10 protein-coding genes are annotated in these 13,539 nt (G+C 66.5%); 6 read left to right on the top strand and 4 right to left on the bottom strand.

Translation table 11 applies throughout. The annotated features are described in order from the left end of the window. Positions 1-159 precede the first annotated feature (159 nt). A complete protein-coding gene (locus AC06E9_RS12900; RefSeq protein WP_121042081.1) occupies positions 160-1,656 on the bottom strand; it encodes an aminotransferase class III-fold pyridoxal phosphate-dependent enzyme in 1,497 nt (498 codons plus the stop codon). Between the two features lie 247 nt (positions 1,657-1,903). On the opposite strand from AC06E9_RS12900, the gene queA reads away from it, so the two are divergent. The 6 genes from queA to fabV all read left to right on the top strand — a co-directional run bounded on the left by queA (position 1,904) and on the right by fabV (position 9,481). Beyond that, positions 1,904-2,935 carry a tRNA preQ1(34) S-adenosylmethionine ribosyltransferase-isomerase QueA gene (gene queA / locus AC06E9_RS12905; protein ID WP_478056182.1) on the top strand — a complete coding sequence of 344 codons (1,032 nt, stop codon included), beginning with the start codon at positions 1,904-1,906 and terminating at the stop codon, positions 2,933-2,935. Positions 2,936-3,001: 66 nt separating this feature from the next. After that, positions 3,002-4,132, top strand: a complete 1,131-nt coding sequence (tgt, locus tag AC06E9_RS12910) for a tRNA guanosine(34) transglycosylase Tgt (protein ID WP_121042085.1) — start codon at positions 3,002-3,004, stop codon at positions 4,130-4,132. 154 nt (positions 4,133-4,286) lie between these two features. Next, positions 4,287-4,631, top strand: a complete 345-nt coding sequence (yajC, locus tag AC06E9_RS12915) for a preprotein translocase subunit YajC (RefSeq protein ID WP_121042087.1) — start codon at positions 4,287-4,289, stop codon at positions 4,629-4,631. Between the two features lie 58 nt (positions 4,632-4,689). After that, positions 4,690-6,543 (top strand): protein translocase subunit SecD, encoded by a 1,854-nt coding sequence (gene secD / locus AC06E9_RS12920; protein WP_461770383.1) that lies wholly within the window; start codon positions 4,690-4,692, stop codon positions 6,541-6,543. Positions 6,544-6,562: 19 nt separating this feature from the next. Beyond that, entirely contained in the window at positions 6,563-7,537 is a 975-nt protein-coding gene (gene secF, locus AC06E9_RS12925) for a protein translocase subunit SecF (protein WP_152151627.1), read from the top strand. A 684-nt stretch (positions 7,538-8,221) separates the two neighbouring features. Beyond that, entirely contained in the window at positions 8,222-9,481 is a 1,260-nt protein-coding gene (gene fabV, locus AC06E9_RS12930; protein WP_478056183.1) for an enoyl-ACP reductase FabV, read from the top strand. Positions 9,482-9,630: 149 nt separating this feature from the next. Here fabV and AC06E9_RS12935 read toward each other — a convergent pair whose 3' ends face one another. The 3 genes from AC06E9_RS12935 to AC06E9_RS12945 all read right to left on the bottom strand — a co-directional run bounded on the left by AC06E9_RS12935 (position 9,631) and on the right by AC06E9_RS12945 (position 13,525). Then, entirely contained in the window at positions 9,631-11,700 is a 2,070-nt protein-coding gene (locus tag AC06E9_RS12935; protein WP_152151631.1) for a GGDEF/EAL domain-containing response regulator, read from the bottom strand. 92 nt (positions 11,701-11,792) lie between these two features. Further along, positions 11,793-12,977, bottom strand: a complete 1,185-nt coding sequence (locus tag AC06E9_RS12940; RefSeq protein WP_121042098.1) for a BaiN/RdsA family NAD(P)/FAD-dependent oxidoreductase — start codon at positions 12,975-12,977, stop codon at positions 11,793-11,795. Next, complete coding sequence (locus tag AC06E9_RS12945) at positions 12,974-13,525, bottom strand: YaeQ family protein (RefSeq protein WP_121042100.1); 552 nt, start codon at positions 13,523-13,525, stop codon at positions 12,974-12,976. Before AC06E9_RS12945 ends, AC06E9_RS12940 begins: the two co-directional genes overlap by 4 nt. Positions 13,526-13,539 lie beyond the last annotated feature (14 nt).

Below are 13,539 nucleotides of genomic sequence, written 5' to 3' on the forward strand. Positions count from 1 at the left end.
CGGGCGCGGGGGCCAATCGGCCATCGGTGACGACGGCCGAGCAACGGTCGGCTCCACCGGGATGGCGCACCGGGGCAGAGCCGGCCGTTGGTCGCCTGCCGTTTCTCGTACCGTCGGTCGGCGACCCCCTGCGGGTTCACACCCGCAAGGAAGCCGGCCTCAGGCCGCCTGCGACTGCTCCCGGCGCGGACCTTCTTTCAACGCGCGGCCGACCAGGCCGACCAGCAGGTCCAGCTCCTCGCCGTCCATGCCGAAGTGCGGGGTGAAGCGCAGCGAGTTCTCACCGCCATGGATCACATTGATGCCATGGTTGCGCAACCACTCTTCGGTGGAGCCGGTGCCGTAGCACTTGAACTGCGGGGCCAGCTCGCAGGAGAACAGCAGGCCGGTGCCCTGGACCTTGGTGATCAGCCCGCCCAGCTCGGTCTTGAGCTGTTCCAGCTTGCGCACGGCTTCCTCACCGCGCACGCGGATGTTCTCGCGCACCTGCGGGGTCAGCAGCGACAGTGTGGCGCAGGCCACGTCCAGCGCCCGCGGGTTGGAGGTCATGGTGTTGCCGTAGATGCCCTTGCGATACAGCTGCGCGGCGTGCTCGGTCACGGCCAGCACGGAGAGCGGGAACTGCGCCGCATTGAGCGCCTTGGAGTAGGTTTCCATGTCCGGCACGTCCAGGCCTTCAAAGCCCGGGTAATCCACGATCGACAGCACGCCGTGCGCGCGCAGGCCGGCCTGGATCGAGTCCAGCAGCAGCAGGCTGCCGTGCTGGCGGGTCAGTTCGCGGGCCAGCGCATAGAACGCGGGCGGCACCGAGCGGCCGGGGTCGCCTTCGCCCATCACCGGCTCCAGGAACACCGCTTCGATGAACCAGTGGTTCTGTTCGGCCTCGGCGAACACGCGCTTGAGCGCCACTTCATCATAGGGCGCGATCGCGATGACCGTGTCCTCGCCGCGGTAGCTGGCCAGGTGCTGCATGTAGGTCTTGCGACTGGAGTCGGAATACAGGCCCGGGCGGTCGGTGCGGCCGTGGAAACTGCCCTTGACCACCACGCGCTTGATTTTCGCACCGGCGTGGCGGGCTCCCGGATCGGTCTGCAGCTTGGCGTTGACATCGGCGATGCGGGCAGCCAGCCCGACCGCTTCGGAGCCCGAATTCAGGCACATGAAGTGGCTGTACGGGCAGCCGCCGCGGCGGTGGCCGATCTCCTTGCGCAGGGCCTGGATGAAGCGCTGCTGGGACAGGCTGGGCGTCATCACATTGGCCATGACCTGCGGGGCCGCCATGGCCTCCATCACCGCCTCGGGGGTATGGCCGAAGCCGAGCATGCCGTAGCCGCCGGCGTCGTACAGCACCGCGCCCTTCAGGGTGACCACCCATGCGCCACGGGCGGCGAGGGCAACGTACGGGGTGACCGCATCATCGGCATAGAAATTGACGAAGCCCTCCTGCATCGCATCGATCTGGGCGCGCTCGTCCAGTGCCAGCAGGCCGCCAAGATCGGCGCGCACGCGCTCGAATTCAACGGCGGCGGCGTCGATGGCGGCGACCAGGGCGGGGTGGCCGGCGGCCAGGCGTTCGAGGGTGGCGTCATCCAGGCCGGAGGTGAGGCGGGTGCCGGGCTGGGCGCGGAGCGGGGCGAGACGTTCGATGAAGCTCATTGCAGATCTCCTGAAACGATGGCGGCACGGCGGAAAAGCAAAACGCGCGTCTATTCGCGCGCGCTTCGGGCATTCCTGCTCGTGCATCAGACTTCCGGCTCGATGCTAGCACGCGGTTTTTCGCGCGATAACCCCGTCAAAAACTGTTGCAAAGCAGCATTTTGCGCGACGTTTGGCGAATCCTTCGTTGCCACCGAGGGCCAGTCGTACAATGGCCGACATTGCCTACACGTTGCCGTGCGCTCCCTTGAAGAAGTCCGATTTCAACTACGACCTGCCGCCTGAACTGATTGCCCAGGCGCCCCTTGCCGAACGCTCGGCCAGCCGCCTGATGGTGGTGCCGCCGGCCCCGGCCGCCTTCGAGCACCGCCAGGTGCGCGACCTGCCCGACCTGCTGCAGCCCGGCGACCTGCTGGTCTTCAACGACACCCGGGTGATCCCGGCGCGTCTGTTCGGCCAGAAGGCCAGCGGCGGCCGTGTCGAGATCCTGATCGAGCGCCTGCTCGGTGGCCAGCAGGCACGCGCGCAGGTTGGCGCCAGCAAGTCGCCCAAGCCGGGCAGCCGGATCGCACTGGATGCTGGTGGCGAGGCCGAGGTGCTGGGCCGCGACGGCGAGTTTTACGTGCTGCAGTTCCATGTGCCCGAGGCGCTGGAACAGTGGCTGCTGCACGCCGGCCGGCTGCCGTTGCCGCCCTACATCCAGCGCGAGCCGGGCGTGGACGACCGCGAGCGTTACCAGACGGTCTTTGCCCGCGAGATCGGCGCGGTGGCCGCCCCGACCGCCGGCCTGCACTTCGATGAAGCCCTGCTGGCCACGTTGAAGGACAAGGGCGTGGCGTTCGGCCACGTGACCCTGCACGTGGGCGCGGGCACCTTCCAGCCGGTCCGCGTGGACGATCTGAAAGAGCACGTGATGCACCGTGAGTGGCTGAACGTCGGCGCCGAGCTGGTCCAGCAGGTGCGCCGCACCCGGGCCGCGGGCGGCCGGGTGATCGGCGTCGGGACCACCGTGGTGCGTGCGCTGGAAAGCGCCATGCGCGAGGGCGAATTGCTGCCCTACGCCGGGGAAACCCAGATCTTCATCACCCCGGGCTACCGGATCCGCAGCGTGGACGCGATGGTGACCAACTTCCATCTGCCGGAAAGCACGCTGCTGATGATGATCTCGGCGTTTGCCGGCCAGGCCCGGGTGTTCGAGGCCTACCAGGCCGCGATCGCGGAGAAGTACCGCTTCTTCAGCTATGGCGATGCGATGCTGCTGTTCCCGCAGGGGGACTGACGGCCGCAGGGCAGGCGCGGCCGTTTTCGGCGACAATGGCAGACTATCTGCCCGAATGACCGCTCCATGTCCCGACTCCAGTTCCAGCTCCAGACCACCGACGGTCGCGCCCGCCGCGGCCGCCTGACCTTCCCGCGCGGGACCGTGGAAACCCCGGCCTTCATGCCGGTGGGCACCTATGGCTCGGTGAAGGGCATCCTGCCGGAGCAGATCCGCGCGCTGGGTGCGGAAATCATCCTGGGCAACACCTTCCATCTCTACCTGCGCCCGGGCCTGGACGTGATCGCCGACCACGGCGGCCTGCATGGCTTCGCGCGCTGGAACGGCCCGATCCTGACCGACTCCGGCGGCTTCCAGGTGTTCTCGCTGGCCCACCGCCGCAAGATCACCGAGCAGGGCGTGACCTTTTCCTCGCCGACCGACGGCGCCCGCGTGTTCCTGGGCCCGGAAGAGAGCATGCGCATCCAGAAGGTGCTCGATTCGGACGTGGTGATGATCTTCGACGAGTGCACCCCGTACCCGGCCACCGAGCCGGTCGCGCGCACCTCGATGGAACTGAGCCTGCGCTGGGCGCAGCGCAGCCGCAACGCGCACGATGAACTGGGCAATGACGCAGCGCTGTTCGGCATCGTCCAGGGCGGCGTCCATCACGACCTGCGCAGCCGCTCGGCCGAGGGCCTGCAGCAGATCGGCTTCGATGGCTACGCCATCGGCGGCCTGGCCGTGGGCGAGCCCGAGCACGAACGCAACGCCATGCTCGACCATATGCACCCGATCCTGCCGGCCGACCGGCCGCGCTACCTGATGGGCGTCGGCCGCCCGGAGGACCTGGTCGAAGGCGTCGCCCGCGGCGTGGACATGTTCGATTGCGTGATGCCGACCCGCAATGCCCGCAATGGCCACTATTTCACCTCGTTCGGCACGGTGCGCATCCGCAACGCCCGCTACGAGCGCGACATGGACACCATCGAGCCGGGCTGCGGCTGCCATGCCTGCACCAGCGGCTATACCCGCTCGTATCTGCGCCACCTGGACCGCTGCAACGAGATGCTGGCGCCGATGCTGGGCACCATCCACAACCTCTATTACTACGAGACGTTGATGGCCGACATGCGTGCCGCGATCGCGGCGGGAACCTTTACCGCCTTCCGCGAGTCTTTCTACGCGGCTCGTGGTGCGGTCACGCCTGCGCTGTAAAGTGACCCCCGCCGGCCGATCCGGCGCGCCGACCCTGCCAAACGGCCCAAGGACGAACTCCCGGGGCCATGGCATACTTCGAGGCTGACCCCCGTTTCGCGGCGACTCCCTGACCCTTCAAGGGGCAGGGCGCCTCCCAACCCAAGGACACACTATGAACCTGCTCGCCTTCCTCATTCCCACCGCCAACGCCCAGGCCGCCGGTGGCCAGTCGCAGGGCATGGGCCTGACCACCCTGCTGTTCCCGATCATCCTGATCGCGATCATGTACTTCCTGATGATCCGCCCGCAGATGAAGCGCCAGAAGGAACACAAGGCCATGCTGGAGAAGGTCAAGCGCGGTGATGAAGTGCTGACCAACGGCGGCATCGCCGGCGTGGTCACCGACATCGGCGACAACTTCATCACCATCGAAGTGGCCGAGAACGTGCGCATCCGCGTGCAGAAGGGCGCCGTGGGCAATGTGCTGCCGACCGGCACGCTGAAGTCGGCCAACTGATCCACCTCCTTTCCGTTCAACCGCGGTGCCGGGACGGGCACCGCGCGGGACCCAAGCAATGCTCGAATTTCCACGCTGGAAGTATTTCCTCATCCTGATCGTGCTGGCGGTCAGTGCGTTGTACGCACTGCCCAACATCTACCAGAAGGACCCTGCCGTGCAGATCACCGCCAATCGTGGCGGGCAGATCGACGACGCCCTGCGCGACCGCGTGCTGGGTGACCTCAAGCAGGCCGGCGTGGAGCCGTTGTCGGTGGCCAAGGAAGGCGACAGCCTGATCGTGCGCCTGCCGACGCTGCAGGCGCAGACCGCCGCCAACGACGCCCTGCGCGACGAGATGGGCGAGGACTACGTGGTTGCCCTGAACCTTGCCTCCACCGTGCCGGAGTGGCTGAGCGACCTCGGCGCCAAGCCGATGGTGCTGGGCCTGGATCTGCAGGGCGGCGTGCACTTCGTGCTGCAGGTCGACCAGAAGGCCGCACTGGACAAGCGTCTGGATGCCTACGCCGAAGACGTGCGGACCAGTCTGCGCGATGCCCGCATCGCCTACCAGTCGGTCGAGCGCCGTGGCGACAACACCATCGTGGCCACCATCAGCCCGTCCGCCGGTGCCGATGCCGCCGCGCGTGCCCGCGAAGTGATGGTCAAGGCGCAGCCGACGCTGGGCTACGAGGTGGCGGGCAACCGCATCACCGTGAGCATGCCGGAGGCCGAACTGACCGCGATCGCCAACGGCGCCATCGAGCAGAACGTCAACACGCTGCGCAACCGCGTCAACCAGCTTGGCGTGGCCGAGCCGATCATCCAGCGCCAGGGTGCCGACCGCGTGGTCGTGCAGCTGCCGGGCGTGCAGGACACCGCCGAAGCCAAGCGCATGATCGGTGCCACCGCGACGCTGGAATACCGCGCCGTGGTCGAGGGCAATGCCCAGGACGCGATCACCAGCGGCCGTATCCCGCCGGAGGCCAAGGTCTACCAGCAGCGTGACAACCGTGGCCCGATCCTGCTCAACAAGCGCGTGATCGTGACCGGTGACCAGATGGTCGCCGCCCAGGCTACCACCGACCAGAATGGCGCCGCCGCTGTGAGCGTGACGCTGAACAACGTCGGCGGCCAGCGCATGTTCGATTTCACCAGCGCCAACGTCAACAAGCCGATGGCGGTGGTCTACACCGAACGCATCCCGACCGTGAACGTGGTCGATGGCAAGGAAGTGCGCAGCTTCCGCGTCAAGGAAGAAGTGATCTCGGTCGCCAACATCAACGGCGTGTTCGGCAAGAACTTCCAGACCACCGGCCTTGAGAAGACCGAGGCGGAAAACCTGGCCAAGCTGCTGAAATCCGGTTCGCTGGCCGCGCCGATGGACTTCGTTGAAGAACGCATCGTCGGCCCGAGCCTGGGTGCGGAGAACGTCGAGCGCGGCGTGACCGCGGTCGGCTTCGCGTTCCTGTTCACCCTGATCTTCTTCACCGTGTACTACCGCATGTTCGGCGTGATCACCTCGGTGGCCATGCTGTTCAACCTGCTGATCGTGGTGGCGGTGATGTCGCTGTTCGGCGCGACGATGACGCTGCCCGGCTTCGCCGGTCTGGCGCTGTCGATCGGCCTGTCGGTCGACGCCAACGTGCTGATCAACGAACGTATCCGTGAAGAGCTGCGGGCCGGCATGCCGCCCAAGACGGCCATCGTGGCCGGTTACGAGAAGGCTTCCGGGACCATCTTGGACGCCAACCTCACCGGCATCCTGGCGGGTGTGGCGTTGTATGCGTTCGGTACCGGTCCGTTGAAGGGCTTCGCCGTGACCATGATCGTCGGCATCCTGGCCTCCATGTTCACTGCAATTACCGTCTCGCGTGCCCTTGCCGTGCTGGTCTACAGCCGCCGCAAGAAGCTCAAGACCCTGGCCATCTGACGGGAAGCGAATAGAAACCATGAAACTTTTCCCGTTGCATCTGATCCCGAACGACACCAAGTTCGACTTCATGCGCACCCGCTGGGTGGCCATCGCTCTGGCGGCGCTGGTGTTCATTGCCGCCATCGGCTGCATTGCCTTCAAGGGCTTCAACTACGCGCTGGATTTCACCGGCGGCACCGTGGTCGAAGTCCGCTTCGACAAGCCCGCTGACGTCGATGCCGTACGCGAGCACCTGGAAGGCGCCGGTTATGCCGGTGCCCAGGTGCAGAGCTTCGGCAGCGGCAGCAACCTGCTGATCCGTCTGCAGCCGCAGGAGATGGCCGAAGGCGAGAACGCCGGTGAGGCCAACAACCGCACCGCCGAAGCCGTGCAGAAGGCGATCTCGATGGAGGGCAACCAGGCCGCCATCGTGGGTGCCGAGTTCGTCGGCCCGCAGGTCGGTAAGGAGCTGGCGCTGAACGGCCTGTATGCGGCGCTGTTCGTGCTGATCGGCTTCCTGATCTACATCGGTTTCCGCTTCGAGTGGAAGTTCGCGATGGTGGCGATCATCACCACGCTGTTCGACGTGCTGGTGGTGGCGGGTTACTTCTCGCTGAGTGGCCGTGAGTTCGATCTGACCGTGCTGGCCGGCCTGCTGTCGGTGATGGGCTTCTCGATCAACGACACCATCGTGGTGTTCGACCGTGTGCGTGAGAACTTCCGCAGCCTGCGTGTGGAGCCGCTGGAAGTGATGAACCGGTCGATCAACCAGACGCTGTCGCGCACGATCATCACTTCGCTGGTGTTCTTCCTGTCGGTGCTGGCGCTGTATCTGTACGGCGGTGGTTCGCTGGAAGGGCTGGCGCTGAGCCAGATGATCGGTGCGGTGATCGGTACGCTGTCGTCGATCTTCATTGCCTGCCCGCTGCTGACCATGGGCGCGCTGGCGGTGACCAAGCAGGATCTGCTGCCGAAGGCCAAGGACGTGGAAGCGTTGGAGCGTCGTCCGTAAGGTTTCTGGTGGTTTGAAACATCTGAAAGGCCGCGCACTGCGCGGCCTTTCTTTTTGTTCAGGGCCCGCGCCAGAGTTAGATCCGGAGCCGGAGCCGGAGCCAGAGCCAGAGCCAGAGCCAGAGCGGCGCCTTGGATGCTCACTGTTGGAGGGTGACGGGTAGCGCTGTGCTGGACCCGCCGTAAACCCATCCCTGGGGGCTCGTGAGCGCCATCCATGGCGCTCCAACGGTCCTGCACATCGCTACCCGTCACCCTCCAGACAGGGGGCTGGAGGGCGGTTGGTAGGGCAGAGCGGAGCAAGGCAACGCAAGGCACAGCAAAGCAACGGCACCCGCGCTGGCGTGCAAGGCACTTGACGCCCCATCAGGTGTGGTGCGTAGAGCCACGCCATGCGTGGCGGCTCTCCCGTCCGCAGCGGCCGTGTGTCAGGCAGGGGCCGGTGAGGGCAGGGCGGGACCGTCACCCGCATGGATGCGGGTGTCGAGCCTCCAGGGACGGATTCACGGCGCGTCCCGACCTGCCCTCACCGGTCCCAGGCCACAAGGAACATACACCCCCGTCGGTTGTACTCCGCAGCGCTGCGCACTACGATCCCTTGCGTTCCGCGCAGCCGCTCCGGTGGCGCGCGACCTCCCTTTTCATCGCGCCGGTCCGCCCTGCGCCAGTCCCCCTCGAGGTTTACATGGTCATCAAACCGCGTGTGCGCGGCTTCATCTGCGTCACCACCCATCCCGTCGGCTGCGATGCGGCCGTCAAGCAGCAGATCGATTACATCCAGTCCAAGCCGAAGATCACCAACGGCCCGAAGAAGGTGCTGGTGCTTGGCGCCTCCACCGGCTACGGGCTGGCTGCGCGCATCACCGCTGCCTTCGGCAGCGATGCCGCCACGCTGGGTGTGTTCTTCGAGCGCCCGGGTACCGAGACCAAGCCCGGCACCGCTGGCTGGTACAACACCGCCGCGTTCCATAAGTACGCCGATCAGGCCGGTCTGTACGCCAAGAGCGTCAATGGCGATGCGTTCTCCGATGAGGTCAAGGCCAAGGTCATCGAGCTGATCAAGCAGGACCTCGGCCAGGTCGACCAGGTGGTGTACAGCCTGGCCGCGCCGCGCCGCAAGCATCCCAAGACCGGTGAAGTGATCAGCTCCACGCTCAAGCCGATCGGTGCGCCGATCACGCTGCGTGGCCTGGATACGGACAAGGAAGTGATCACCGAGACCACGATCGAGCCGGCCACGCCGGAAGAGATCGCCGGCACCGTCGCCGTCATGGGCGGCGAAGACTGGCAGATGTGGATTGATGCGCTGCTCGAGGCCGGTGTGCTGGCCGAGGGCGCGACCACCACGGCCTTCACCTACGTCGGTGAGGAGATCACCCAGGCGATCTACTGGAACGGCTCCATCGGTGCGGCGAAGAAGGATCTGGACGAGAAGGTCGTCGGCCTGCGCCAGAAGCTGGCCCCGATCGGTGGCGATGCGCGCGTGTCGGTGCTCAAGGCGGTGGTCACCCAGGCCAGCTCGGCGATCCCGACCATGCCGCTGTACCTGTCGCTGCTGTTCAAGGTGATGAAGGCCAAGGGCACGCACGAAGGCTGCATCGAGCAGCTCGATACCCTGTACGACATCCTCTACGGCGGCAAGGACGCGGGCACCGCATCCGAGCGCCTGCGCCACGATCTGGTCACCGATGGCGGGCGCAAGGTCGCGCTGATCGATGACGCCGGCCGCCTGCGCGCGGATTACAAGGAAATGGCACCGGAGGTGCAGGGCGAGGTGGTCGCGCTGTGGCCGCAGGTGACCAACGAGAACCTGTACGAGATCAGCGATCTGGCCGGCTACAAGGCCGACTTCCTGCGTCTGTTCGGGTTCGGCGTGGAGGGCGTGGATTACGACGCCGATGTCGCCACCGATGTGAAGATTCCGAACCTGGTCGAGATGGCCTGATCGGAAGGAGGGATGCCGACCAACGGTCGGCATCCACCGGTGCGGTGCGTGCCCGGATGGCCGCGCGGCGCGTCCGTTGATGCCCGGGCGGTGCGCCCCCTGATGCGCGGGAGACGGCAGGTCACGACCGTGGGTCGTGACGCATCCCGTCAACTGAAATCGAAATTCATCACCGGGCCGGCCGGGCCGACGAACTCACCCTGCACGTAGTCCACCCCGGCACTGAAGAGCAGGCTCATTGAGTTTGCATCGGCGACGAATTCGGCGATGGTCCGGATGTTGGCGGCCTGCGCACGCGCGGTGATCTCGCTGATCTTCTCGCTGTGCTCGCGCGTACGGGCGAAGTCGGAGGTGAAGTCGCGGTCCAGCTTGAGGAACTGCGGCTGGAAGTGCGCCAGCAGCTGGAACGAATCCAGTCCTGAGCCGAACTGCTCCAGGCCGATCCGGCAGCCCAACGGGGCGACCGCGGCCAGGAACTGCTGGGCATTGCGCAGGTGGGTGAACACCTTGGCCTCTGGCGCGTGCAGCCACAGTTGTTCGCCCGGCACGCCTTGCGCCTCCAGTTCGCGCCGGAGCGTGGCGATCATCTGCGGGTCGTTGAACGACTCCGGGGTGATCTTCACCATCAGGTGGGTCACATGGCCCTCGCGCTTGCGCGCCGCGAGCATGCCGATCGCGTGGGTGACCACCCAGCGGTTGATGTCGGCCAGCAGGCCATGGTCCTCGGCGATGCCCAGGAACGCGTTCGGGCTGAGCAGCTCGCCGTTGTGGTCCAGGCGCAGGTAGGCCTCGTACAACTCCAGTGCCTCGCCCTGCAGGCTGAGCACCGGCTGGTAATGCAGCTGGAAGCCATCGCCGGCCAAGGCCTGGCGGATGCGTGCCACCCAGTGCTGGATGCGCTCTTCTTCCACGCGATCCACCGCGGCCGGATCGAACACGCGGGTGGTGTTGCCCAGCTCCAGTGCCGCCTGGGTGCACTCGGTGGCGCGCGCAAGCACCTGGCCAATGCTGGCGATCTTCTCGCCGACCTGCACACCGCCTACGCTGACCGTGACCGTGGCCGAGCGCTCGCCGATGCTGAACACCTGCGAGGCGAAGGCCTCGCGGATCTGGTCGGCCAGGGCGACGGTCTGCGCGTAGGGGGCTTCGGTCAGCACGGCAAAGCTGTGCTCGCCGAAGCGGGCCACCTGGGCGGTGTCGCCAACCGATTGGGCCAGCACACGGGCGAGGGCGCCAATCAGCGTGTCGGCCGAGTCCAGGCCGATCTCCGGCAGCAGGCGCGCGTAATGGTCCGGTTCGATCAGCAGCAGGCCGAACCGGCCCTCGCTGCGACCGGCCTGGGCCACCGCATGCTCGACGTGCAACATGAAGGTCGGGCGGTTGAGCAGGCCGGTAACCTGGTCGCGCTGGCGCAGGTCCTCCACCTCGCGCGCCAGCTCCGGATCGAACTCCATGCGCCGGCGGAACACCACCTGCAGGCAGGATTCGCCCTCATAACTGGCCTGGGTGAACTCCATCGTGGCCGGGAACACCGCGCCGTCCTGGTTGCGCGCATCCACCTGGTACTGCGGCGGTGGCGCATCGCCCTTGCTCATGGATTTGAGCAGCTGCTTGAAGCCGTCCACGTGCTGCGGGGCGACCATGTCCAGCAGCGAGATGCCTTCCACATCGTCGAAGGTTTCGTAGCCGAACATCTCCAGATAGGCCTCGTTGGCCCGGATGTGCATGCCTTCATGGATGTAGGCGATCGGGTCGCGCGAAGACGAGATCAGCGCGTCGCAGCGGCGCTCGGTCTCGCGCATCTGCGCCTCGATCCGGCGCAGCCCGCGGCGCGCATGCAGATCGGTCCATTCGTTGCGCACTACCGCCAGCAGGTGCTCGGGGCGGTGGCGCAGGGCGATGGCGCGGATGCCATTGGCCCCGGCCTCGACCCACTCGGTTTCGTTGATCGATTCGGCCAGCAGGATCATCGGGATGTCCTTGCCGCTGGCCGCGATCTGCTGGGTCACCTGCAGCAGCGGGATGCTCTGCGCTGCGGCGACCAGCACCAGGTCGATCGGCTGGGTACCCAGTGCCTGGGCCAGTTCCTCACTGTGCTGCGGGCGCGTCGGGCGCACCGCGATGCCGCTGTTGCGCAGCGTGCTGACGATGGTCTCGGCGTTCTCGCCGCTGTCGTCCACGATCAGCAGGCGGACCGTCATGTCATTCGCGTTCTGCATTCACTACTCCCCGGACTGCAAACTTGATACACGATGCGTGTGACTACGTCCATGCGGCAAACGGTAGCCGATCATGGCACGCTGGTTCCGGCTCAGGCCACGCTGCCCGCGGCATGGCCACAGGCCCAGGCCCACTGGAAGTTGTAGCCCCCCAGCCAGCCGGTCACGTCCAGCACCTCCCCAATGAAGTGCAGGCCGGGAACCACGTGCGATTCAAACGTACTGGAGGACACCTTGCGGGTGTCGACCCCGCCCAGCGTCACTTCGGCGGTACGGTACCCCTCGGTGCCACTGGCCACCAGCGGGAAATTCTGCAGCAGCTCGGCCGCCTCGCGCAGCTGTGGCTCGTCGATCTGGCGCACCAGCCGGTCCGGCAGCCAGTGCTCGCACAGGCGCAGTGCCAGCCGGCGCGGCAACACCTCCGAGAGCACCGTGCGCAGTTCGGCGGCACCGCGTTCGGCCTTCATCCGGCGCAGCCACTCCAGCGCGTCCTGGCCCGGCAGCAGGTCCAGCCGCAGCTCGTCGCCCGGCTGCCAGTACGAGGAGATCTGCAGGATCGCCGGGCCGCTGATGCCGCGGTGGGTGATCAGCATGGAGTTGCGGAACTCGGTGCCGTTGCAGCGCGCTTCGATCGGCAGGGCCACGCCGCTGAGGTCGTTGAAACGCTCCTGATGCTTGCCACTCAGGGTCAGCGGCACCAGCCCGGCGCGGGTCGGCAGCACCTCGTGGCCGAACTGGCGGGCCAGCTCATAGCCGACGCCGGTCGCGCCCATGCTCGGGATCGACAAGCCACCGGTGGCCACCACCAGCGAGGCGGCATGGAAGTGACCCTGTGTGGTGTGCACATGGAAGCCGTCCGCGCCGCGCTCCACCTTCTGCACGCCGCAGTCGGTGCGGATCTGCACGCCGGCGGCCAGGCATTCGTCCACCAGCATCTTCACGATCTGCTTGGAGGAGATATCGCAGAACAGCTGGCCCAGCTCTTTTTCGTGATACGCGATGCCGTGCCGCTCCACCATCTCGATGAAATGGTATGGCGTGTAGCGGGCCAGCGCGGATTTGCAGAAGTGCGGATTGGCCGACAGGAAATTGGCCGCCGTGGTGCCGGTGTTGGTGAAGTTGCAGCGCCCGCCGCCGGACATCAGGATCTTCTTGCCAACCTTGTTGGCATGGTCGATCACCTGCACCAGGCGCCCGCGTTTGCCTGCGGTCATCGCACACATCAGCCCGGCCGCGCCGGCCCCGATGACCAGCACATCACAGCGGATCACACTCACGCCTGCGGCTTCTGCTTGCGCCAGGTGGGGATGACGCTGAGCTGCGCCTTGTCGGACGTCAACTGCACTTCGCCGTCCTGGATCTGCACGTCCCACTGCATCGTGCGTTCGATCTGCGCGCCCCATTCGGTGACGAACTCGCCCGGCAGGTCCATGACCTCCAGCGTGGACAGCTTCTTCAGCGCGGAGGCGTTGCGGTCCCACCAGATGTCGGCGGCGCGGCCGCCGTAAGTGACCAGCTGCACCGCACGCGCGCGGCCGGCGGCCTTGCGCAGGCGCGAATCGTCGGGCTGGCCCAGTTCGATCCACAGCTCGATGTCGCCGGTGTAATCGCGGCGCCACAGGTCCGGCTCGTCGTCCACGCTCAGGCCGCGGCCGAACTCCAGCCGGTCATCGGCGTTCAGCGCGAAGGTGAGCAGGCGCACCATCAGGCGGTCATCGGTCTCGGACGGGTGCTGGGCCAGCGTCAGCGTATGGCTGGCGTAATAGCCGCGATCCATGTCGCTGATCTGCAGTTCGGCCTTGCGGATGGTGGCGGTGAGGGCCATGGGGATACCTGAAA

The organism is Stenotrophomonas sp. Steno-Z10-BAI (genome assembly GCF_056393115.1).